General features: G+C 71.4%; 3 protein-coding genes (1 of these 3 only partly in view). 1 reads left to right on the top strand and 2 read right to left on the bottom strand.

Translation table 11 applies throughout. The features are described 5' to 3' along the window. Positions 1-137: 137 nt before the first annotated feature. Entirely contained in the window at positions 138-1,151 is a 1,014-nt protein-coding gene (locus APZ21_RS26880; protein ID WP_156371353.1) for an NsdA family TPR-like regulatory protein, read from the top strand. A 147-nt stretch (positions 1,152-1,298) separates the two neighbouring features. Here the strand turns inward: APZ21_RS26880 and APZ21_RS26875 are convergent, their stop codons facing one another. Next, the gene (locus APZ21_RS26875) at positions 1,299-1,520 is read right to left on the bottom strand and encodes an MbtH family protein (protein WP_054816064.1); all 222 of its coding nucleotides are present in this window, start codon (positions 1,518-1,520) and stop codon (positions 1,299-1,301) included. A 28-nt stretch (positions 1,521-1,548) separates the two neighbouring features. Next, on the bottom strand, positions 1,549-26,353 hold the 3' portion of the coding sequence (locus APZ21_RS26870) for a non-ribosomal peptide synthetase (RefSeq protein WP_054816063.1). 455 nt of this gene lie beyond the right edge of the window; only the last 24,805 of its 25,260 coding nucleotides appear in the window; its start codon lies beyond the right edge, outside the window; it ends in the stop codon at positions 1,549-1,551.

The raw sequence follows: 26,353 nt of genomic DNA, 5'->3' as shown, positions 1-26,353 counted from the left end.
ACGACGCGGCCAGTGAAACCGGCGATACGAGCGCGGCGCTCGTTCGGAACACCAAGCTCGGTAGGGACAGCGCGCCGGAACACACGGAAAACCGTGCGGCGCCGATCGGGCTCGACAAGGAAGTCGAGGATGACGACGTGAGACGTCGAGAGTTGCTGGCCTGCATCGGCGCGGGCCTCGCGGGCCACGCGGCCGACCTCGTCGTGAGCGAACCGGAGAAGATGCTCGCGGCGCTGGATGCGGGATCGGTGAGTGAACGCAGGCTCGGGTTGCTGGAGGAGACCGCCGACGTGCTCGGCAGCCGGGTCGTCCAGGTACCCCCGCACGAATTGCTGCAATCGACGCTGGAGCAATTCCGTATGGTACGAGGCTGTCTCGGCGAAAGACAGGCCACGCTGCACCAGATCCGGTTGGTGCGCACCGCGGGCAGGCTGGCGAATGTCGCGGGAGAGATACTTTTCAACGAAGGACATTTCGGCCAGGCCCGGCTGTGGTACACCACGGCCATTCACGCGGCACAGGACATCGGCGACCGCTATTCCGAGGACATCGCGCTGGCCGGACTGAGCTATCTGCCCACCTACAGCGACCGCCCCCGCGATGTGCTCGATCTGCTGACGCCGCGCCTGGCCGAGGATCCGCGCACGGGCGCGGCCGCGGCCTGGCTGTGGGGTATGGCTGCGCGCGCGCACGCCAAACTCGGCGACGCCGACCAGTTCACCTACTGCATCGAGAAATCCGCGGCCTCGCTCGACAGCGTGGCCGGACAGGACCTCCCGGTCGGCATCTTCTCCTTCCGTCCCGAGAAATTGGCCTTCTACCAAGCGGTCGGCTACGCCGAACTCGGCAGACCCGACGACACCGCGCGCGCCGCCGCGCGCGCGATGTCGCTCTACGATCCGCGCGAGACGATGGAACCGGCGCTGGTGCGCTTCGAACACGCCACCGCGCTGCTCGGCTCGGGCGAGATCGAGGAGGCGTGCGCGGTGGCCACCGCGGCCATCACCGACAATCACACCTATGTCGGCATGACGGTGTCCAAGCGGGCCAGACAGTTCGACGCCGCCCTCGCGCCGCTGCGCGGCCGAGCGCTGTCGGACTGGCGTCAGCAGGCCGCGGCGGTGCTCGGGCCTTCCCAGATCCGCGCGTAGTCGCACGCCCGGCCCGGACGGCCACCGAGGGGTAGGACCGGGCGTGCGCACGCGGGCGGGGTGAGGGGGCGGGGCGCACCGGTCGGCGTGGGATGACCCGGTGCGCCCCGCGTATTCAGCGGGTCCGGTCGTGACAGGACCCGGTCCTCAGCGCGAGGACTCGGTCTCCATGGCCGCGATGAGCGAGGCCGGGCGCATGTCGAGCCAGTGCGCCTCGACATAGGCCAGTCCGGCCGCACGGCCCGCCGGGCCGTAGGCGATGTGCCAGCCGGTCGGCACGCTGGCGAAGACGGGCCACATCGAGTGTTCGCCCTCCTCGTTGACGAGCACGTAGAACTGGGCGGTGTCGTCGTCGAACGGATTGTGCATGGTGAACCTTCCTCGGTTGTCGGTGCGCTCAGGCGCGTTCGGCGCGCTCCCACAGTGCGGACAGCACGTGACCGATCCGGGCGAGCGCGGCATCGGAGGTCATCCGCCAGTGCGTGGTCGCCACGGCGTGGTTGTGCACGGTGCCGTCCACCGCGTCCGCCCAGCCCGCCGCACCGGTCGCGCCGGTGGGGTCGTCCAGTGACGCGGTGAAGTACACGAGATTGCCCTTATAGGGCCGCGGCCGGTAGCGGGTGATCAATTCCAGCGATCTGCCCCCTGCGGCGAGCAGCCGCGCCAATCGGTCGGCGCCGAAGGACGCGAACGGTTCCGGCAGCTCGTCCATATGCCGCAACAATTGCGCGGCGTCGAGTTCGGCGAAGTCACCGGCACGGTCGCCGAGCAGGCCGCCGACGAGATCGGCCAGCGGCACGGTCGCCGACGCGCCGTCGGGCACCGTGCGCGGGCTGTCCATCATGGCCAGCACCGCGACGTGCTGACCCTGCTCCTGCAATCGCACCGCCACGGCGTGCGCGAGCACGCCGCCCAGCGACCATCCGAGCAGGTGATAGGGGCCCTCCGGCTGCACCGCGCGGATCTCGACGACATAGCGCCGCGCCCAGTCCTCGATCGAATCCGGCAGCGCTTCGGCCGAATTGAGCACCGGCGATTGCAGACCGTATATATCGCGGTCGGCGCCGATATAGGCCGCCAGTCCCGCGAAGGACCAGGCCACCCCGCCCGCCGGATGCAGGCAGAACAGCGGCTCCTTCGTCCCGCCGCGGCGCAGCGGCAGCAGCACGTCGAAGGCGGCCTCGGCGGCCACCCGGCCCCGGCCCGCGCGGGCGAGGGCGAGATGAGCGAGCAGACCGGCGGGCGTGGGCGCGGCGAACAACCACACCACCGGAATCCGTTCGGCCAGTTCCTCGCTCAGCCGGGTAGCGAGCCTGGTCGCGAGCAGCGAATTGCCGCCGCGTTCGAAGAAGTTGTCGTCCATGCCGATCCGCTGCGCCTCGAGCACCTCGGCGAAGACCGCGCAGACCGTGTGTTCGGCATCGGTGCCGGGCGCACGGAATTCGCGCGCCTCGAGTTCGGGACGCGGCAGCGCGGCCCGGTCGACCTTGCCGTTGGCGTTGAGCGGCAGGGCGTCAAGCCGCATCAGCACCCCGGGCACCATATAGCTCGGCAGAATCTCGGCGAGTTCCGACCGCAGCGCCGTGGCGTCCACCGCCGCCGCGGCGGTGAAATAGCCGACCAGCATGGCATTGTCGCCGCCGGTGCGGTGCACGATCACGATGGCCTCGCCGACCTCGGGCCGCGACCGCAGCGCGTGCTCGACCTCGGCGGGCTCGATGCGGTATCCGCGCACCTTGACCTGGAAGTCGCGCCGTTCGACGTACTCGAGATGGCCGTCCGCGCTCCAGCGCACCATGTCGCCGGTGCGGTAGAGCCGGGCGCCCGGCGCGCCGAACGGGTCGGCGACGAATCGCTCCGCGCTCAGCTCCGGCCTGCCGTGATAGCCGCGGGCCAATTGCGCCCCGCCGAGGTACAGCTCGCCGGTGACGCCCGCGGGCACCGGATGCAGGCGGTCGTCGAGCACGTAGACGGTATTGCCCGCCTGCGCGCGGCCGATCGGCACCACCGACCGCGCGGGGAGCGAATGCCGCTCGGCGGTGCGGAATCCGGTCACCGAGACGGCCGCCTCGGTGGGGCCGTACAGATTGTCGATGCGGGCCGAGGTGGCGCGCTCGACCCGGTCGAGGGTCGCCGAGGGCAGCGCCTCGCCGATGACGAGCAGTCTGCGCAGACTCGACGGCAGCTCACGACCGCCGCTCACCTCGCTCAGCATTGCCAGCAGGGAGGGCACCAGGGTCACCGTCGTGATGCCCGCGCGCTCGATCAGCGCGAGCACGCCCTCGGGATCGCGTTGCGCGCCCTGCGGCGCGAGCACCGCCCTGGCTCCGGTGCGCAAGGCCAACCAGAACTCCCACACCGACAGGTCGAAGGCGGCCGAGGTCATCAACAGGGCCGTGTCCTCGCCGCCGAGTCGGTATTCCGTTTGCATCCAGGCCAATTGGTGGCTGACCGCCGCGTGCGGCACGGCCACGCCCTTGGGCGCGCCGGTGGAACCGGAGGTGAAGATGACGTAGGCGGTGTTCATCGGACGCAGCGGGGCGAGCCGCTCGTAGGGGCGCACCGGTCCGGCGGGCAGCGCCGGATCGACAGCGCACACGTCCAGCAGCACCTCGTGTCCGCAGACCGAGGCGGGCAGCATGGGCCGCCGACCGGAGACCATCACCAGCTCCGGCGCGGCCGCGGCGAGGACCGCGGTGGTGCGTTCCAGCGGATGGTTCGGGTCGAGCGGCACGTACGCGCCGCCCGCGGTCACCACCGCGTACATGGCGACCATGAGGTCGACGCTGCGCGGAATGGCCAAGGCCACCAGGGTTTCCGGTCCGACGCCGCGGGCGACGAGGGCGCGCGCGGTCCGGTTGACCCGCGCGGCGAACTCCGCGTAGGTCACGGTGTCATCGCCCTCGACGACCGCGATCGCGCCGGGTGTGCGGGCGACCTGCCGCTCGAATTCGGCGACGAGGATGCCGCCGGTCACCGTGCGGTCAGGGCGGTTCCAGGTGTCGAGGATGCGCCGGGATTCGGTGGGGTCGAGCAGGGCCAGATCCCCGACCGGCGTCTCGGGCGTGGATCGCACCGCGCCGAGCAGCCGCTGCAGCCTGCCCGCGAAGCCCGCGACGGTGGATTCGTCGAACAGGGCGGTGGCGTAGGTGATCGAGGCCGCCAGTCCCAGCGGTGTGCCGTCGGCGTCGTAGCGGTCGGTCACCACCAGGTGCAGGTCGAACTGTGAGATTTCGGATTCGAAGTCGACGGCGGTCGCGTCGGCCCCGTCGAGGGCGAACCGCGCCTCGCTCTGGTTGTGGAAGGAGTAGCCGACCTGGAACAGCGGGTGGCGCGCGGTCGAGCGCTCGGGGTTGAGCACCTCCACCAGCCGTTCGAATGGGACATCGGCGTGCGCGAACGCGGCCAGGTCGCCGCCGCGCACGCGGTCGAGCAGTGCGGCGAAGCCCTCGGACGCCGCGACCTCGGTGCGCAGTACCAGGGTGTTGACGAACATGCCGACCACGTCGTCGAGTTCGGCCGCGCCGCGCCCGGCCACCGGTGTGCCGACGCAGATGTCGGAGGTGCCCGACAGCCGCGCCAGCAGCAGGGCGAAGGCCGCGTGCACGACCATGAACAATGTCGCGCCGCGGGCGCGGCCGAGCTCGACCAACTCGGCGTGCAGTCCGGCGTCGACGGTGAAGTCGACGTGACCGCCCCGGGTGGACACGATGGCGGGCCGGGGCCGGTCGGCGGGCAGGTCGAGTTGCGCGGGCAGATCCGCGAGCGTGGTCCGCCAGAAGTCGAGCTGACGCGCGATCAGCGAGGTGGGATCGCCCTCGTCGCCGAGCAATTCGCGCTGCCAGAGGCTGTAGTCCGCGTACTGCACCGGCAGTGGCGTCCACCGCGGCGCGGTGCCGCGCAGGCGCGCGGCGTAGGCGAGCATCACGTCGCGGGCCAGCGGCGCCAGTGAGGAACCGTCGGCGGCGATGTGGTGGACGACCACGACGAGCACATGCTCCGGCGTGGTCGCGGGCGCCTCGGCGACCGGTGCGAACAGCCGGGCACGCAGCGGCACCGCCTCGGCCACGTCGAAACCCGCGCCGACGAAATCGGCCACGGCCGTGGGCAGATCGTCGGCGGGCACCGCGATCGGGGACAGCACCGGCGTGCCCGCGTCCTCGGGGGCGAGCACCACCTGCACCGGACCGGAGTCGCGCTGCGGATACACCGTCCGCAACACCTCGTGCCTGGCCACCACGTCCGCGACGGCCGCGTTGAGCGCGGCGATGTCGAGCGCCCCGCTCAGCCGCACCGCGAGCGGGATGTTGTATGCGGTGGACTGGCGGTCCAGGCGGTTGAGGAACCACATGCGCTGCTGGGCCAGCGACAGCGGCACCGGCACATCGCCGCGGCGCGCGGTGAGCGCCGGACGCGCGGGTTCGGCCGTGCCGTCGCCCCCCGACGCCGCGGCCAGTCCGGCCACGGTCGACTGTTCGAATACCGTGCGTACGCCGACCGAGACCCCCAACGCCGCGCCGAGCCGTGCGGCCAGTTGGGTGGCGGTCAGCGAATTGCCGCCGAGTGCGAAGAAGTCGTCCGCGCGGCCGATCCGGTCGGGGTCGAGTCCGAGCACGCCCGCGACGATCCGGGCCACGGCGCGTTCGGCCTCGGTGGCGGGCGCCTGGAAATCGGCCGTGCGGAAGACGGGCTCCGGCAAGGCTTTCCGGTCGAGCTTGCCGACCGGGGTGAGCGGAATGGCGTCGAGCACCATGACGGCAGCGGGCACCATATAGGCCGTCAGCGAGCGCGCCGCGAAGGCGATGAGCTCGTCGACGTCGACGATGCTACCCGCGACCGGCACCACGTAGGAGACCAGCGCCACCGCGCCGCCCGCGTCGGTATGGCCGACGGTGACCGCGAATTCGACCGCGTCGTGCGCGGTGAGCACCGCGTCGATCTCGCCGAGTTCGATACGCAGTCCGCGCACCTTGACCTGCTGATCGGAGCGTCCAACGTACTGGATCGCACCGGATGCGCTCCAGCGCACCAGATCGCCGGTGCGGTAGAGTCGCCCGCCCGCGGGTCCGTGCGGGTCGGCGACGAAGCGCTCCGCCGAAAGACCCGGTCGCGCGTGGTATCCGCGGGCCAGTCCCGGACCGCGCAGGTACAGCTCGCCCGTGACACCCACCGGCACCGGCTGCAATCGCGCGTCCAGGACCAGCGCCGCGGTGCCCGGAATCGGGGTGCCGATGTCGAAGGCCGCGCCGGGACGCAAGGGTGCGCTGATCGTGGTGATGACGGTGGTCTCGGTGGGGCCGTAGGTGTTGTAGAAGTTGCGGCCGTCGGCCCAGCGCCGCACCAGTTCCGGGCCGTACGCCTCGCCGCCGACGGTGACGTGCGCCAGATCCGGCAGTCCGGCCGGGTCCAGGGTGCGCAGCACCGCCGGGGTGATGAAGGCGTGGCTGACACGCTGTTCGCGCATGAGCGCGGTCAGTTCCGCACCGCCGTAGACACCCGACGGCGCGACCACCAGCGCCGCGCCCGCGGGCAGGGCGAGCAGATATTCGAGCATGGACGCGTCGAAGCTGGGCGAGGCCACGTGCAGCACCCGGGCGTCGGAGTCGACCCGATACCGGTCGGCCTGTGCCAGCGCCACCGCCGCGATACCGGCGTTGGTGGCGACGACGCCCTTGGGGACGCCCGTCGATCCCGAGGTGTAGATCATCCAGGCCGGATGGTCGGTGCCCACCGGACGCACGAGTTCGGCCGGTGCGATCGGCGCCGCGCTGGTGTGCCGCAGCCGCGAGGCGGTGGCCTCGGAGTCGAGCACCAGCCATTCGGTCGCGCCCGGCAGCGCCGCGTGCGACGCGGTGAGGGTCAGGCCGACGCGCGCACCGGAGTCGGTGAGCATATGGGTGATGCGGTCGGCGGGATAGGTGGGATCGACCGGGACGAAGGCCGCGCCGGTCTTGGCCACGGCCCACACCGCAAGCACCGATTCCAGCGAGCGTTCGATGGCGACGGCCACCATGTCCTCCGCGCCGACGCCGTAGCCGATGAGCATGCGCGCCAGTCGCGCGGACCGCTCGTCCAGTTCCCGGTAGGTCAGCGTGCGATCCTGCCAGATCACCGCGACGCCATCGGGATTGGACGCGACCGCGGCCGCGATCATCTGGGCGAGGGTACGGCGGCGCGGCTCGGGCGCGCCACCGCCGCCGCGGAGCAGTTCGGCGCGTTCGGCGGGGGCGAGCAGGTCGGCCGCGCCGACGGGGCCCGCCGGATCGGCGGTGAGCGCGCCGAGCAACCGTCCGAAGCGGCGCAGCAGGCTCGCGGCGGTGTCGGCGTCGAACAGATCGGTCGCGTAGTTCACCTCGACGCCGAGATGTCCGTCCGTGTCCGTGCCCGCGTCCACGGTGAACTGGAGGTCGAAACGCGCGACCGGCTCGTCGAATTCGACCGCGGACAGGTCCAGACCCGGCACCGCGAAGGTGTCGGCGCCCGTGTCGAGATAACTCAGCGCGACGGTGAACAGCGGGTGGCGGGCCAGCGAGGTCTCCACGCCCAGTTCCTCGACGACCTGTTCGAAGGGCACGGTGGCGTGCGCGAAGGCCGCCAGATCGGTGGCCCTGGTCTCGGCGAGCAGGTCGAGAAAGCCGCGTTCGGCCGCCGGGCGGGTGCGCAGCACCAGGGTGTTGACGAACATGCCGACCAGATCGTCGAGCGCGGCCGCGCCGCGTCCGGCCACCGGTGTGCCGATGGCGATGTCGTCGGTGCCCGACAGCCGCGCCAGCAGTACCGACAGCGCGGCGTGCACGACCATGAACGGCGTCGCGCCGTGCGCGGCCGCCAATTCCCTTACCCGCCCGGCGATTCCGCCGCCGATGCGGCCGCGGACGGTGCCGCCGCGCTTGGTGGCGACCGCGGGACGCGGCCGGTCGGTGGGCAGGGTGGCGTCCTCGGGCAGATCCCGCAGCGTCTCCCGCCAGTAGGCGAGTTCGGCCCGCGCGACCTCGCTGATCGCGCGCGCCTGCCAGAGCGCGTAATCCGCGTACTGCGCCGACAGCCGCGGCCACAGCGGCGCGCTGCCGAGCATCCGGGACAGGTAGGCGCTGAGCAGATCCCGCAGCAGCGGATTCATGGAATAGCCGTCGGCGGCGATGTGGTGGATCACCGCGACCAGCACGTGGTCGTCGGCGGCGAGCCGCAACAGTGTCGCGCGCAGCGGCACCTCGGTGGTGACGTCGAAACCGCCGCCGAGCAATTCGGCTATGCGCGCGTCCAGCGCGGCGGGGTCGACCGAGGACAGATTGAGACGGACCTGCGCCGAGGCGGCGGGCAGCACCACCTGGTGTCCGACGCCGTCGGCGTCGGCGGGATACACCGTGCGCAGCGCCTCGTGCCGGGCGACGACATCGGCGAAGGCCGCGGCCAGGGCGACCTCGTCCAGTTCACCGCGGATGCGCACGGCGACCGGGATGTTGTGCGCCGCCGAATCCGGGTCGAGCCGGTTGAGCAGCCACATGCCCCGCTGCACCGGCGCCAGCGGCACTATCGGCGGACGGGGTCCGGCGATCAGCGGCAGCACCCGATCGGCGGCGCCGGCCTCGGCGGTGATCCTGGCCGCCAGCTCGCGCACGGTCGGGGTCTCGAACAGCATGCGCACCGGAACCCGCCTGCCCAGCCGCTCGCCGAGTCGGGCCAGCACCCGGGTGGCACTGAGGGAGTTGCCGCCGAGGTCGAAGAATCCGTCGTCACGGCCGATCTGTCCGCCGCCGAGCACCGCCTCGAAGGCCGCCGCCACCAGGCGTTCGGCCGGCGTGACGGGTTCGAGGTAGGCGACGCGGTCGAAGACCGGGTCGGGCAGGGCGGCGCGGTCGAGCTTGCCGGAGGCGTTGAGCGGGAAGGCGTCCATCGTGACCAGCGCCGAGGGCACCATATAGGACGGCAGCGCCGCCGCGGCCGTCGCGCGCACGGTCGCCTCGTCGACGCGCGCGCCGGGACGGACGGTGAGATAGCCGACCAGGTGATCGCCGGTAACCGTGGCGACCACCCGGGCCGCCGCCTGCGCGACACCGGGCACACCCGCCAGCACCGACTCGATCTCCCCGAGCTCGATGCGCTGACCGCGGAACTTAACCTGGAAATCGGTGCGGCCCAGGTACACCAATTCGGCGACGCCGCCGCCGGTATCCCAGCGCACCAGGTCACCGGTGCGGTACATGCGTTCACCGGGACCGCCGAAGGGATTGGCCACGAACCGATCCGCGGTCAGATCGGGGCGATCCTGGTAGCCGCGCGCGAGCTGGGTGCCCGCGAGGTACAGCTCGCCCGCGACACCGGGCAAGGTCGGGCGCAGTCGCGAATCCAGCACGTAGACACGGCTGTTCCATTCGGGGTTGCCGATGGGCATGACGGTGCGCTCGGTCTCGCCGGTGACCTCGCGGTAGGTGATGCTCACCGCCGCCTCGGTGGGGCCGTACAGATTGTGCAGCCGCGCCGCGCTCACCGCGCCGAAGGCGCGCACCGTCTCGGCGGGCAGCGCCTCACCGATGACGAAGACCGTGCGCAGCGTGGCGAGCGCGTTGCGGCCCGCCGACGACGCCACGTGCCCGGCGAAGACACTGAGCATGGACGGCACGAAATCGGTGACCGTTACGCCGTATTCGCCGATGACCTCGGCGAGGTAGCCGGGATCGCGGTGGCCGTCCGGGGTGGCCAGCACCAGCGTCGCGCCAACCCGCAGCGGCAGGAAGTAGCCCCACAGCGAGACGTCGAAGGTGGTCGCGGTCTTCTGGAGGTACACGTCGTCGGCGTCGAGCCGGTACTGCGACTGCATCCAGTTCGTCTGATTGACGATCGCGGCGTGGGAGACGCTGACGCCCTTGGGTTTACCGGTGGAACCGGAGGTGAAGATGACATAGGCCGGATGTCCGGGATGGACCGGACCGGACCGCTCGTCCACCGCGATGGGGCCGTCGTCGTAGCCGTCGAGGTTCGCCGAGTCCACCCGCACCACCGGGCCCGCGAATCCGAATTCCGCACCGTCGCCCGCGGTCAGCAGCGCCGCCGGACGGGCGGTGTCGAGGATGTGGGCGATGCGCACGGCCGGATGGTCGGGGTCGACGGGGACGTAGGCACCGCCCGCCTTGAGCACAGCGTAGATGGCCGTGACCAGGTCGATCGAGCGCCGAATTGCCAGGGCTACAAGCGATTCCGGCCCGACGCCGGTCGCGATGAGGTGGCGGGCCAGCCGATTGCTGCGCCGGTCCAGTTCGCCGTAGCTGAGCACGGTCGGGTCCGTGCCGTCCTCGGGGACGTAGATCAGCGCGGGATCGTCCGGGGTCGCGGCGGCCTGCGCCTCGAATTCGTCGGGCAGCAGTTCCGCGACGAACGCGGTGTGCGCGGAATCGTTCCACTCGCCGACCACCCGGTGCAGTTCGCCCGCCTCGAACAGGTCGATATCGCCGACGACCTGCTCGGGATCGGCGGTGACGGCGGCAAGCAGACGCAGGAACCGCGCGCCGAAGCCCGCGACGGTGGATTCGTCGAACAGATCGGTGGCGTAGGTGAACCGCAGCGTGTCCTCGGCGACGGTGAGTTGCAGGTCGAAACGGCTCGTCTCGTAGTCGACGGCGTATTCGCCGATGCCGAGTCCGGCCACCTCGATACCGGTCGGCGCCAGATTCTGGAAGTACAGCGCCACCTGGAATAGCGGGTGACGGGCCTGCGAACGCGGCGGGTCGATGACCTCGACCAGCCGTTCGAAGGGCACGTCCGCGTGCGCGAAGGCATCGAGGTCGGTGTCGCGGACGCGGCGAAGCACGCTCGCGAAGGACTCCCAGCCGGGGATGTCGGCGCGCAGCACCAGGGTGTTGACGAACATGCCGACCACGTCGTCGAGCGCCGCTTCGCCGCGTCCGGCGATCGGCGCGCCGATGGCGATGTCGGAGGTGCCCGACAGTCGCGCCAGCAGCGCCGCGAACGCCGCGTGCACGACCATGAACGGCGTCGCCTCGAACCGCGCGGCCACCGCGTCGATGCCGCGGCGCAGCTCCTCGGGCAGGTCGAGCGTGGTCGCGGCGGCGGCGTGCGTCGCCACCGGCGGACGCGGCCGGTCGGCGGGCAGATCCAGCTGGGCGGGCAGACCGCGCAGGGCACCGGCCCAATAGCCCAGCTGCCGGGCGGCGAGCGATTCGGGATCGTCCTCGGCGCCGAGCAGTTCCCGCTGCCACAGCGCGTAGTCGGCGTACTGCACCGGCAGCGGCTCCCAGGCGGGGCTCTCCCCCGCCGCGCGCGCCGCGTAGGCGGCGGCGATATCGCGTGCCAGCGGACCCATCGAATAGCCGTCGGCGGCGATGTGATGCACCACCAGCGCCAGCAGATGCTCGTGCTCGCCGAGTCGGGTCAGGGCGAGGCGCAGCGGCACCTCGGCGGTCACGTCGAAGGGCCGGGCCACGAACTCGACGAGGGATTCGGTGATCCGCTCCGGGTCGAGTGCCGTGATATCCGGTGTCGTCGCCTCGAGAATCCGCTGGTGGCCGGTGCCGTCGAGATCCGGGTAGACCGTGCGCAGGGTCTCGTGGCGCGCGATGACGTCGGCGAGCGCGGCGCGCAGCGCGGCCTCGTCCAGCGCACCGGTCAACCGGATGGCGACCGGGATGTTGTGCACGGTCTCCTCGGGATCGAACCGATTCAGGAACCACATGCGCTGCTGGGCCGGCGAGAGCGGAATCGGCTCCGGTCGCGGCCCCGCGGTCAGTGCGCTCCGGGTTCGGCCCGTGTGTGCCACGCGCGCGGCCAGTCCGGCTACCGTCGGCGCCTCGAACACCGTGCGCACCGGGATGTCACCGCACAGTCGCGCGCTCAGCCGGGCGGCCAAACGGGTGGCGACGAGCGAATTGCCGCCGAGTGCGAAGAAGTCGTCGTCGGCGCCGAGTCCGTCGACGCCGAGCAGTTCGCCCATGATCGCGGCAACGACGTGTTCGGCCTCGGTGGCGGGCGCGCGATAGGCGACGGTGTCGAACACGGGGGCGGGCAATGCGCGGCGATCGAGTTTGCCGGATGCGTTGACCGGCAGTTCCGGCAGGACCACGAAGGCCGCGGGCACCATGTAGGCGGGCAGCCGCTCGGCGGCCGCGGCGCGCTCGGCCTCGCCGTCGATATCCGAACCGACCAGATAGGCGACCAGTTGATCGCCGAGCCGTTCGTCGGCGCGGACCACGACCACCGCCTGCTCCACCGCCGCTCGCGCGGTGAGCGCGGACTCGATCTCGCCGAGTTCGATGCGCAGGCCGCGCAGTTTGACCTGGAAGTCGGTGCGGCCCAGGTAGTCGAGTTCCCCGTCGGCGGTCCAGGCGACCAGGTCGCCGGTGCGGTACATGCGCGCGCCGGGCGGACCGTACGGATCGGCGACGAATCGTTCCGCGGTCAGGTCGGGTCGGGCCACATAGCCCTGCGCCAGCTGGGCACCGGCCAGGTACAGCTCGCCGGGCACATCGATGGGCACCGGCCGCAGCCGGGCGTCGAGGACCAGCAGGCGCGTGTTGAAGACGGGCCGCCCGATCGGCACCGTGACCGCGTCGGCGTCGGTGACCTCGTGGAAGGTCACGTCCACCGCGGCCTCGGTGGGACCGTAGAGGTTGTGCACCCGCGCGCCGGTGAGCGCGCGGGCGCGCTGGGCGACGGGGCCGGGCAGTGCCTCACCGGAGGCGAATATCCGGCGCAGACCGCGGCAGCGCGCCGCACCGGGTTCGGCGACGAAGACCGCGAGCATAGCGGGCACGAAATGCACGGTGGTGATCCGCTCGGCGACGACGACTTCGGCCAGATACCGCGGATCGCGATGGCCGTCCGGCCGGGCCAGCACCAGTCGCGCGCCGACCTGCAACGGCCAGAAGAATTCCCACACCGAGACGTCGAAGCTCGCGGGGGTCTTCTGGAGTACGGCGTCGTCGGCGCGCAGACCGTAACGGTCCTGCATCCACAGCAAGCGGTTGACGATGGCCGCGTGCGAGACCGCGACGCCCTTCGGCCTGCCCGTCGAACCGGAGGTGAAGATGACGTAGGCGGTCTGCCCGGGATGCGGCGCGGCGCGCAGCTCGCTCTGGAGCAATGGCTCGGCGGCGTAGCCGCTCAGATCGAGCCGGTCGACCCGCAGCTGCCGGACGGCGCTGATGTCGAGGTCGAATCCCGAGGTCAACACGCAGATCGGTCGGGCGGTGCGCACCACGTGACCGATGCGCTCGGCGGGGTGGTCCGCGTCAAGCGGAACGTACGCGCCGCCCGCCATGACGACGGCGTACATGCCGAGCACCAGGTCGGGTCCGCGCCGCATGCCGAGCGCGACCGAGACGCCGGGACCGACGCCCTCGGCCACCAGCAGGCGAGCCAATCGGCGCGCCCGCGCGGCGAATTCGGCGTAGGTCAGCTCGCCGTCGTCCCAGCGCAACGCGACGGCCTCGGGCGTGCGCGCGACCTGCCGTTCGAACAGCGAGACCAGGGTGTGCTCGTCGGGCAGCGCGCGGCCGGTGTCGTTCCAGCGGTCGAGTACCAGACTGCGCTCGGCCGGGTCGAGCCATTCCATATCGCCCACCGCCACCGAGGGATCGGCCGCGGCGCGGGTCAGTATGCGCAGGAAGCGCTCGGCGTAGGTCCGCGCGGTACCGGCGTCGAACAGATCGGTGGCGTAGCGCAGCACACCGCGCAGCGCGGTGCCGGCATCGGTGCCGTATTCGGCGAGTTCCAGCGCGAGGTCGAACTGGGCGATGCCGTTGTCGAGCGGATAGGCGGCGACCTCGAGGTCGGGCAGGCGCAGCACGGCATCGTCGCGGTGCTCGAAGGTGAGCAGGGTCTGCACTATCGGCGAATGCGCCTGCGAACGAACCGGATTCAGCTCGTCGACAAGTCGTTCGAAGGGCAGCTCGGCGTGCGCGAAGGCGCGGACGTCGATATCGCGCACGGCGGCGAGCAGATCGGTGAAGGCGGCGCCCGCGGGTACGGCGGTGCGCAGCACCAGGGTGTTGACGAACATGCCGACCAGATCGTCGAGCGCCTGTTCACCCCGCCCCGCGACCGGGGTGCCGATGGCGAGATCCTCGGTGCGTGCCAGCCGTGCCAGTAGCGCGGCGTAGGTCGCGTGTATCACCATGAACAGCGAGACACCGTGCGCGCGAGCCAGTTTCGTGGCGGCGGCGGTGAGTTCGGCGGGCACGGTGAACTCCACCACCGCGCCGCGGCCGGAGGCCACCGGTGGCCGAGGCCTGTCCGTGGGCAGTTCGAGTACGGGCGCGAGTCCGTCGAGTTCGGTGCGCCAGTGCGCGATCCGCCGCGACAGCAGCGAGTCCGGGTCGTCGGCGGACCCGAGGAGTTCGTGCTGCCAGAGGGCGTAGTCCGGGTACTGCACCGGCATCGGGGTCCACCGCGGCGCGGCGCCGGCGCTGCGGGCGGAATAGGCCACCATGAGGTCGCGGGCCAGCGGGCCGGTGGAGACGCCGTCGGCGGCGATGTGGTGGACGACCACCACGAGCACATGGTCGCGTTCGGTGAGCCGCAGCAGCGCGGCGCGCACCGGGATACGGTCACGCAGGTCGAAAGCCGCCCCGACGACGTCGAGAACCGTATCGCGCAATCGCGCCTCGGCGACCTGGACCGGGTGCAGCCGCAGACTCGGCGCGGCAGCACCGGAGAGCACCACCTGATGCGGACCCGTCTCATCGGAGGGGAAGACGGTGCGCAGCGATTCGTGCCGCGCGATCACGTCGTCGACGGCCAGGCTCAGCGCCCGCACGTCGAGCGCGCCGGTCAGGCGGATGGTGATGGGGATGTTGTAGACCGCCGATTCCGGTTCGAGCCGGTTGAGCAGCCACATACGGGTCTGCGCCGGTGACAGCGGGATCCGGGCGGGACGCTGCCGCGCGGTGAGCGCGGGCATGCTCTCCCCCGCGCCCGGCTCGGCCGAATCCCGCACGCGCAGGGCGAGTTCCGCCACGGTCGGAGCCTCGAAGACCTCGCGTACGGTAAGCGCGGACCCGAAGGCGGCATTGGCGCGCGCGACCAGACGCATGGCCAGCAGCGAATTGCCGCCGCGGGCGAAGAAGTCGTCGTCCGCGCCGAGTGCGGCGCCCGGTCCGATCAGATCGGTGATCAGCGCGGCAAGCACCGATTCCGCGCCCTCGCGCGGCGCGCGGAATTCCGCGCCGCCGCCGCTGAATTCCACGGCGGGCAGCGCGGCGCGATTCAGCTTGCCCACCGTGGTCAGCGGCATCTCCTCCAGGACCACCAGATGGGCGGGCACCATATAGCCGGGCAGCGACTCGCGCACCGAGTCGAGCACGTAGTCCGCCGACAAGCCGCCGTCGACGCCGCTGACATAGCCGACCAGGCATTCGTAGCCGGAAGTGTCCTCGGCGACCACGCACGCGGCATTGGCGACACCGTCGACGCGGGCCAGTGCCGCCTCGATCTCGCCGAGCTCGATGCGCTGACCGCGCAGCTTGACCTGGAAGTCGTTGCGGCCCAGATAGACCAGGTCGCCGTCGCGATTCCACTTGACCAGGTCGCCGGTGCGGTACATGACCCGTCCTGGCACACCGAACGGGTCGGCCACGAAGCGCTCCGCGGTCAGCCCCGCGCGCCCGTGATAGCCGCGCGCCAGTTGGTCGCCCGCGAGATACAGCTCACCCGTGACCCCGATGGGCACCGGCCGCAGCCGCGCGTCGAGCACGTAGGCGCGGGTGTTCCAGCACGGCCGCCCGATGGCGACCTCACGCCCGGAATCCACGTCCTCGTCACTGAATTCGTGGAAGACGGCCGAGATCGCGGCCTCGGTCGGACCGTAGGAGTTGTGCACCGCGCCGCCGGAATGCGCGCGCACGGCCGACAGCAGGTCCGGGGTGAGCGCCTCGCCGCCGCAGTGCAGGTGGCGGAAGGATGCCAGTGCGTCGCCCATCCCCTCGGCGATGAGCGCGGCAAGCACCGATGGCACGTACTCGGCGATGGTTATGCCGTGTTCGCGCAGCAGCCCGGCGAAGTAGGCGAGGTCGAGGTGTCCGCTCGGGCGGGCGATCACCAGGGGCGCGCCGACCGCGACCGGCAGGAAGCATTCCCACACCGAGACGTCGAAGGTCAGCGGGGCCCGCTGGAGGATGCGGTCCGCACCCGTCACGCCGTAGCGGGATTCCAGCCAGCGCAGCTGATTCATGATGGCGCGGTGGCTGACGGCCACGCCCTTGGGACGGCCGGTGGACCCGGAGGTGAACAGCACGTAGGCGGTATTGGCGCCGCGCAGCGGCCCGCGGCGCTCGGCGTCGGTAACCGCGTCTGCGCCGAATCCGTCGAGGTCCAATTCGGCGAGATCGTAGACCGGGACCGCGCTCGGCTCGGGCAGCTCGGCGCCACCGACCGTGATAACCAGCGCCGGCTCGGCGCTGTCCACGAGCTGGGCGATGCGGTCGGCGGGATGCGCGGGGTCGATGGGCAGGTAGGCGCCGCCGGCGCGCACGATCGCGTACATGGCGACGAGCATGTCGACACCGCGCAGCGCACCGAGACCGACGATGGTCTCCGGCCCGACACCGCGCCCGATGAGCCAGCGCGCCAGGCGATTCACCCGCCCCTCGAGTTCGGCGTAGCTCAGCGACTGTCCCTCGAAGCGGGCCGCGACACCGGACGGATCGACGGCGACGCGTGCGGTCAGCAGGTCGTCGAGGGTTTCCTCGGGCAGCGTCCGCGCGGTGGCATTGCGATCCGACAGCAGCAGACCCCGTTCGGCCACCGACATGAGCTCGACCGCGCCCACCTCGGTCCGCGCGTCGGCGGCGAGCGCGCGCAGCACGCGCTCGAATCGGGCCAGGAAGCCGTCGACGGTATCGGCGTCGAACAGGTCGAGTGCGTAGTGCAGGTGCACGTCGATGCCGTCGGGTTCGCCGTCGGCGTCGTAGCGGTCGGTGAAGGTCCAATCCAGGTCGACCTGGATGGGCGCGGGGCCGACCTCGAGCGGCGCGAAACTCAGCCGGTGCAGCTCGAATTCGGGTCCGCGCTGGTTCTGCAAGGTCAACGCCACCTGGTAGAGCGGCGAATGCGCCTGGGAGCGAACCGGATTCAGCGTATCCACCAGCTGTTCGAATGGCACGGCCGCGTGGTCGAAGGCGGCCAGGTCGGCCGCCCGCACCGTCGCAAGCAGCTCGGCCAGTGCGGCGTTTGCGCGCACCTCGGTGCGCAGGACCAGCGTGTTGACGAACATGCCGACGAGTTCATCGAGGGCCTCGTCGCCGCGGCCCGCGACCGGCGTGCCGATCACCACGTCGTCGGTGCCGCCGAGCCTGCTCAGTACCACCGCGAGTGCGGTGTGCAGCACCATGAACGGGGTGGCCCGGTGGGCGGCGGCCAGGCGGTGGATCTCGCGATGCAAACGCGCGTCGAGATGTCCGGTGCGCGCGCCGCCGCGACCGGTGGCGACGGCGGGACGCGGCCGGTCCGATGGCAGCGAGGTCACATCGGGCATACCGGCCAGGCGGTGCCGCCAGTAGCCCAGTTGCCGTGCGAGCAGCGAATTCTCGTCCTCGGCGCGGCCGAGGACTTCGCGCTGCCACAGCGCGAAGTCGGCGTACTGCACCGGCATCGGAGCCCAGTGCGGCGCGGTGTTCGCGCAGCGGGCGACGTAGGCGGCGGCCAGGTCGCGGGTCAGCGGGGCGAAGGACCAGCCGTCGGCGGCGATGTGGTGCACGACGAACACCAGGATGTGCTGCGGCGCGCCCGCGGATTCCAGCCGCAGCAGCCGGACCCGCAGCGGCACCTCGGCCGTGACGTCGAAGCCGGCGTCGGTGACCGCCGCGACCACATCGGGCAGTTCCTCCTCGCGCACCGCGCGCACGACCAATTCGACCAGCCGGGTGTCCGCGGGCAGCACCACCTGTGTGGCCTCGCCGTCCACCTCCGGGTAGATGGTGCGCAGGGTCTCGTGACGGGCGATGACGTCGGCGATGGCCGCCTCGAGTGCCGCCAAGTCCAGCGCGCCGGTCAGCCGCAGGGCGAAGGGGATGTTGTAACCGCCGCTCGCGCTGTCGAACCGGTTGAGGAACCACATGCGCTGCTGGGCGATCGACAGCGGAATCGAATCCGCGCGTTCGTATGCGACGAGCGGCGGCAGCGCCACGGCTTCCGACTCCATGCACAGCCGTGCGGCCAGTTCCCGCACGGAGGCGGCCTCGAACACCGCGCGCACCGCGACCTCGGACCCGGTCGCCCTCGACAGCCGAGCCGCGACCTGGGTGGCGATGAGCGAATTGCCGCCGAGGGCGAAGAAGTCGTCGTCCGCGCCGACCCGCTCGACGCGCAGCAGGGTGGCGAAGGTCTCGGCCACCAGCGATTCGGCCCTGCCCTCCGGTGCGCGGAATGCCCCGACGGACACCGTGGGCGCGGGCAGCGCCGCGCGATCGAGTTTGCCCGATGCGTTGACCGGCAGGCCGTCCAGCGCGACGAAGGTCGCGGGCACCATGTAGCCGGGCAGTGTGCGCGCGAGTTCCGCACGCGCGCCGTCGATATCGAAGTCGCCGTCGGCGACCACGTAGGCGACGAGTTGATCGCCGGTGCCGTGGTCGTCGCGCACCAGCACCGCGGCCTGCGTCACCGCGGGCAAGCTCAGCAGGGCGGCCTCGACCTCGCCGAGCTCGATGCGCAGACCGCGCAGCTTGACCTGGAAATCGGTGCGCCCAAGGAATTCCAGTTCACCGGAGCCGTCGGTGCGCCAGGCCACCAGGTCGCCGGTGCGGTACATGCGCGTCCCGCGCGGCCCGTAAGGGTTGGCCACGAAGCGTTCGCCGGTCAGGTCCGCGCGCCCCAGATAGCCGCGCGCCAGTTGCGCGCCCGCGAGATACAGCTCGCCCGGCACGCCCGCGGGCACCGGGCGCAGCCGCGCGTCCAAGACGAAGAACTGGGTGTTCCACACCGGCGCGCCCATCGGCACCCCGGCGGTGTCGGCCGCGGTGACCTCGTGGTGGGAGACCTCGACCGCGGCCTCGGTGGGGCCGTACAAATTGTGCACGCGGGCCGCGGTGAGCTCGCGTGCGTGCCGCGCGGTCGCGGCGGGCAGCGCCTCGCCCGAGCAGAGGATGTGCCGCAGGCTCGGCGTCCGTAGCTCCTCGGCGACGAAGACCGAAAGCATGGACGGGACGAAATGCGCGACCGTGACGTGCTCGCGCCGAATGACATCGGCGAGATATCGGGGGTCGCGGTGACCGTCGGGGCGGGCCAGCACCAGCCGCGCGCCGGTCTGCAAGGGCCAGAAGAACTCCGGGACCGACACGTCGAAGGTCACCGGCGTCTTCTGGAGCAGCGCGTCGGATCGGTCGAGGGCGATGTGCGCCGATTGCAGCCAGCGCAGCCGGTTCACGATCGAGGCATGACTCACCGCGACGCCCTTGGGCCGCCCGGTGGACCCGGAGGTGAAGATCACGTACGCGGTATTGGTGGCCCGCAGCGGCGCGCGGCGATCGGCGTCGGTGAGCGGGGCGGCGGAGTATCCGCCGAGGTCGAGGCGGTCGATACGCACCTGCGGGACCGGCAGATCCAGATCCGCGCCCGAGGTGAGTACCGTGACCGGAACCGCGGTGTCGAGGATGTGCGCGGTGCGCTCGGCCGGATGGTCCGTATCGAGCGGGACGTAGCCGCCGCCCGCCGCGGAAATGGCGTACATGCCGACGACCAGATCCAGCCCGCGGCGCATACCGAGTGCCACCAGCGATTCCGGTCCCACCCCCTGGGCGACGAGCCAGCGCGCCAGTCGGTGTGCGCGCGCGGCCAGTTCCGAGTAGGTGAGTGTGGTGTCCTCGAAGGTGAGGGCGGGCAGCTCGGGTGTCCGCGCGACCTGCGCGGCGAATAGCGAGGGCAGGGTGAGCGCGCGATCGAGGCGGTGTTCGGTGGCGTTCCAGTCCCGCAGTACCCGAGCGCGCTCGGCCGGGTCGAGCAGTTCGATATCGCCGACGCGCGTGCGTGGTTCGGCGGCAACGGCGCTCAGCAGCCTGCGCAGCCGGGTGACGACGGCCTCGGCGCTCGGCGCGTCGAACAGATCGGTGGCGTAGCGCAGACTGCCGGTGAGTCCATTCGCGTCCGCGGTCTCGTTCATGACCAGGTGCAGGTCGAATTTCACCGTGGCGTCGGGGATCTCGACCGGCCGCACGGTCAGCCACGGCAGATCGGGCAGTGCGAGTCCGTGCGCCTCGCCGTAGCTGAACATCACCTGGAACAGCGGGTGCGCACCGGTGCCGCGATCGACGTCGAGTACGTCCACGAGCCGTTCGAAGGGCAGTTCGGCGTGGGCGAAGGCGGCCAGATCGGTGTCCTTGACCCGGTCGAGGAATTCGGCGAAGGGCAGTTCTCCGTCGACGCGGGTGCGCAGCGCAAGCGTATTGACGAACATGCCGATGAGCCCGTCGAGTTCGCGTTCGCCGCGCCCGCCCACCGGGGAGCCGATGACGATGTCCGCGACACCGCCGCACCGCGCCAGTGTCGCGGCGAATGCCGCGTGCAGCACCATGAACAGTGTCGCGCCGCCGCGCTGGGCGATGGCGCGCAGCCGGGCGACCACCGCCGGTTCGAGGCTGAATTCCACGGTCGCGCCGCGATTGGTCGGGCGCGCCGGACGCGGGCGGTCGGTCGGCAGGGGCAGTTCGCCGGGCAGTCCGGCCAGCGCCTCGCGCCAGTACCGGACCTGGCGGTGCGCGAGCGCGTCGGGATCGTCCTCCGCGCCGAGCAGGCGGTGCTGCCAGAGGCTGTAATCGGCGTACTGGACCGGCAATTCGTCCCAGTCCGGGCGGTGGCTGATGAGTCGCGCGCGGTAGGCGCGCAGCAGATCGGTGACCAGCGGCGTCATCGACAGCGCGTCGGCCGCGATGTGATGGACCACGAAGACCAGCACATGGTCGCCACCGTCGCCGTGCGGGACGTCCTCGACCGACAGCAGTGCGACGCGCGCCGGAATATCGGCGGTCACGTCGAATCCCGCGGTGGCGACCGCGGTGATCGCCTCGGTCAGTTCGTCCTCGCGCACCGGGACCGGATTCAGGCTCAGACCGATATCGCCCGCCGCCAGGATCACCTGGTGCGGACCGTCGTCGTCCTCGGGATAGTAGGTGCGCAGCGATTCGTGGCGGGCCAGCACGTCGAGCACCGCGCGTTCGAGCGCGGCGGCGTCGAGCCTGCCGCGCAGCCGCAGCACCACGGGCAGGTTGTAGACACCGGACGCCGCGCTGTCCGGGTCCTGGGTCTCCAGCCGGTTGAGGAACCACAGGCGCCGCTGCGCGGGTGAGAGCGGCACCCGTGCGGGCCGCAGCCCCCGGGTCGGCGCCAGACGCGGCGCGCCCGTGCGGCCGAGCGCGTCCACCGCGGCGGCGAAGGCTTCGACCGTGGTGGCCTCGAACAGGGTACGCACCGGAACGCGCGCGCCGGTGGCCGCGCCCACGCGCGCGGTGACCTGGGTGGCGTCGAGCGAACTGCCCCCGAGAGCGAAGAAATCGTCGTCGAGACCGACCCGCGCCACCCGCAGCACCTCGGCGAAGACGGCCGCGACCACACGCTGGGCCGCATCGGCGGGCGCGCGGAACTCCTTGGCGCGCAACACCGGAACGGGCAGTGCCGCGCGGTCGAGCTTACCGCTGGTGTTGAGCGGGAATTCGGGCAGGTCGACGAGCACCGTGGGGACCATGTAGCCCGGTAGTCGCCGCGTCAGCCCTGCCCGCACGGCCTCGGCGTCCCAGTGCGCACCCGGCGCGCACACCACGTACCCGGCCAGATAGTCGCCGGAATCGCCGGAGACGAGGCGCACCGCGGCCTGACTCACCTCGGGTGCGGCGAGCAGCGCGGTCTCGATCTCGGCCAGTTCTACGCGCTGGCCGCGGAACTTCACCTGGAAATCGGCGCGCCCCAGGTAGACGAGTTCGCCGTCCTGACTCCACCGCACCAGATCGCCGGTGCGGTACATGCGTTCGCCCGCGCCGCCGAAAGGGTTGGCGACGAAGCGATCCGCGGTCAGGTCGACGCGGCCGTAATAGCCGCGGGCCAGCTGGTCACCGGCGAGGTACAGCTCGCCCGGCACCCCGATCGGCGCCGGATGCAGCCGCGAATCCAGCACGTAGACCTGGCAATTCCATTCCGGTTCGCCGATCGGCACCGCGGGCGAATCCGCCGCGGTGACCTCGCGGTAGGTGATGGACACCGCCGCCTCGGTCGGGCCGTACAGATTGTGCAATCCGGCGTCGCAGATGTCGTGGAATGCCGCGACGGTCTCCGGCGGTAGCGCTTCGCCGATGACGAAGACATCGCGCAGCGAATCCAGTTCGCCCGCCTCGGCGTGCGCGGCGAACACCGCGAGCATGGACGGAACGAAATCGGTGAGCGTGACACCGCGCGCGGCAATGGTTTCGGCGATATAGCGCGGGTCGCGATGGCCATCGGGGGCGGCCAGCAGCAGGGTCGCGCCCGCACGCAGCGGCAGGAAGTATCCCCACAGCGAGACGTCGAAGGTGGTCGCGGTCTTCTGGAGGTACACGTCGCCGCGATTCGGAGCGTATTCCCCGTGCATCCACGCCATCTGGTTGGCGATGGCCCGGTGGCCGACGGCGACGCCCTTCGGCTTGCCGGTCGACCCGGAGGTGAAGATGACATAGGCCGGATGGTCGGGCAGCAGTGTCGCCGTGCGCTCGCGCTCGGCGATCTTGGCCGATGAGAATTCGGACAGATCCATCTCGTCGACATAGTGCACGATCACCGTGTCCGGCGCGGGGAAGCCCGCGTCGCGGGTGGTCAGCACCGAATGCGGTCGCGCGGTGTCGAGGATGTGGCCGATGCGTTCGGCCGGGTGCGCGGGATCGATCGGCACATAGGCCGCGCCCGCGCGCAGCACCGCGTACATGGCGATCACCAGGTCCGCCGAGCGCGGCATGGCAAGCACCACAAGCGATTCCGGTCCGACACCGGTCGCGATGAGGGCGCGCGCGAGCCGGTTCGCGCGCTCGGACAGTTCGGTGTAGGTCAAGCGGGTGGCCGCGGCGTCGTCGGCGATGAGGGCGATCGCGTCGGGGGTGCGCCGGACCTGGTTGTCGAAGCCCTCGTGCAGGAAGCGGTCGGCGACCTTGTGCCCGCTGGCATTCCAGCTCGCGGTGACGTAGTCGAGTTCGCCCGCGTCGAGCAGCTCGGCGTCGCCGACGGCGCGGCCGGGGTCGGCGAGCGCCGCGCGCAGCAGCCGCAGGAACTTCTCGGCGATCTCGTCCACCGTGTGCCCGTCGAACAGGTCGGCGGCATAGGTGAATTCGGCGCGGTAGCCGGATTCGGGGACGGCGGGTTCGGATACGGTCAGCTGAAGATCGAATTTGGCGAAACCGGGATCGAATTCGACCGGGCGCACGGCCAGATCGGGCAGGTCGAGGGCAACCGGGGACATGTTCTGCATGAACAGCGCGACCTGGAACAGCGGGTGACGCGCCTGCGAGCGGGCGGGGTCGAGAACTTCGACGAGTTGTTCGAACGGCACGTCGGCATGAGCGAAGGCGCGCAGGTCGCGGTCCTTGACATGGGCGAGCAGTTCGGCGAAAGTCCGCCCGGGGGCGACCTCGGTCCGCAGGACGAGGGTGTTGACGAACATGCCGATCAGATCGTCGAGCGCCCGATCGCCGCGGCCCGCCACCGGTGTGCCGATGGCGATGTCGACCGTGCCCGACAGACGCGCCAGCAGTGCGGCCAGCGCGGCGTGCAGCACCATGAACGGAGTCGCGCCGTGGTCGGCCGCGACCGACTCGACGGCGGCGCGCAGGTCGGCGTCGATATCGAATTCGCGGGTGGCCCCGCGGTATGAGGCGGTGGCGGGGCGCGGACGGTCCGCGGGGAGGTCCAATTGCGCGGGCAGATCCGCCAATTCGGATCTCCAGAACTCGAGCTGGCGCGCCGCGACGGATTCCGGGTCGTCGGCCGAGCCGAGTACCGCCCGCTGCCACAGCGCGTAGTCGGCGTACTGCACGGCCAGTGGCGACCAGTCGGGGCGGCGCGCCTCGCGCCGCGCGGCGTATGCGGTGAGCAGATCGCGCATGAGCGGGCCGAGTGAGACGCCGTCGGCCGCGATGTGGTGCACCACCAGCACCAGGGTGTGGTCCTCGGGCCCGCTGCGCAGCAGCCGGACCCGCACCGGGATCTCCTCGGCCACGTCGAAACCGCGCGCCGCGGCGGCGGCCACGGCATCGGCCACGTCGGTTTCGGGAATGTCCACCGGCGACAGGTCGAAGGCCGCGTGCACCGACCGGATCTGCTGCACCGGACCGGATTCGGCCTGCGGGTAGACGGTGCGCAAGATCTCGTGCCGCGCCACCAGGTCGGTGATGGCGGCCGAGAGCGCGGGCAGGTCGAGCGGGCCGCGCAGCCGCAGCGCCACGGGAATGTTGTCCACCGCCGCGGTGTCGAGATCGGCGAACCGGTTGAGGAACCACATACGGCGCTGCGCGGGCGAGAGCGGAACGACCCGGGGCCGTTGGCCCGCCACCAACGGCGGCCGCGCCACCGCCGAACCCGCCGAGGCGGCGACGGCGGCGACCGTCGCGGCCGCGAAGAAGTCGCGTACGTCGAGGCCGACGCCGAGCGCGGCGCCGATGCGCGCGATGGCCCTGGTGGCGATGAGGGAGTTGCCGCCGAGGGCGAAGAAGTCGTCGTCGGCGCCGACGCGGTCGAGCCCGAGCAGTTCGCCGTAGATCCGCGCTATCGCCTGCTCGGCCTCGGTGGACGGCGCGCGGAATTCCGCGGCGCTCGCGCCGAAGTCTGGTTCGGGCAGTGCCCGCCGGTCCAGTTTGCCGTTGGCGTTGAGCGGCATGGCCTCGAGCGCAACCAGCAGCGAGGGCACCATGTAGTCGGGCAGGCTGTCGCGGGTGTGCGCGAGCACCGCGGCGACGTCGATGGATTCGCCCGCCGCGGCGACCACATAGCCGACCAGGTGGTCGCCGCCGGTGCGGCGGTGCAGGACCACGGCGGCCTGGGCGACGTGGCGGTGGCTCAGCAGCGCGGCCTCGATCTCCCCCGGCTCGACGCGCAGTCCGCGCAGTTTGACCTGGAAATCGGTGCGGCCGAGATATTCCAGTTCCGCGGGTCCGCCGTCGACCCCGGACACCCAGCGCACCAGGTCGCCGGTGCGGTACATCCGATCGCCCGGCGCTCCCTCGGGATTGGCCACGAACCGGTCCGCGGTCAGTCCCGGCCGCGCCACATAGCCGCGGGCCAACTGCACCCCTGCCAGGTACAACTCGCCCACCACACCGCTTGGCACCGGCCGCAGGGTGTCGTCCAGGACGAGCAGATCGGTGTCGTCGGCGGGCGCGCCGATCGGGACGGTGGTGACATCCGCGCCGGTCACCTCGTGCGCGGTGACGTCGACCGCGGCCTCGGTGGGGCCGTACAGGTTGTGCAGGGTCGCCCCGCTGATCTCGCGGAAGGCGGCGGCGGTGGCCGCGGGCAGCGCCTCGCCGGAGGCGAAGACCAGTTGCAGCGACGCCGCGGCGGCCTCGACACCGGGTTCGGCCACGAAGACCGACAGCATCGACGGCACGAAATGCGCGACGGTGACGCCGTGGTCGGCGATGGCGCGGGCCAGATAGGCCGGATCGCGGTGCCCCTCGGGTTCGGCGATGACCAGTCGCGCGCCGACCTGCAAGGGCCAGAAGAACTCCCACACCGAGACGTCGAAGGTGAACGGGGTCTTCTGTAGCACGACATCGTCGGCCCGCAGCCGGTACATCCGCTGCCGCCAGCGCAGATTCGCCACGATGGCGCGGTGCGAGACCGCTACGCCCTTGGGACGTCCGGTCGAACCGGAAGTGAAGATCACGTAGGCGGTGGCGTCGGCCGAGACCGGGTCCGCGTCGTCGCCGTCGAGACGCGCGGCGGCGGCGAAGTCGAATTCCTCGATCCGCAGGACGGGCACCGCACCGCACTCGGGTTGGTCGGCCGCGGTGGTGAGCACCAGCGCGGGGCGGGCGGTACCGAGGACGTGTGCGATGCGTTCGGCCGGATGGTCGGGATCGATCGGCACGTACGCGCCGCCCGCCCGGAGGATCGCGTACATGCCGGTGAGCAGTTCGAGCGAACGCCGCACCGCCAGGCCGACCAGCACATCGGGGCCGACGCCGAGTTCACGCAGTCGCCGGGCCAGCGCCGAGACCCGGTCGCCGAATTCGGCGTAGCTGAGGGTCTCG

The sequence above is a fragment of the Nocardia arizonensis genome (genome assembly GCF_001310275.1).
Taxonomy (GTDB): Bacteria; Actinomycetota; Actinomycetes; order Mycobacteriales; family Mycobacteriaceae; genus Nocardia; species Nocardia arizonensis.
This window is presented reverse-complemented; position numbering and strand designations above follow the sequence as displayed.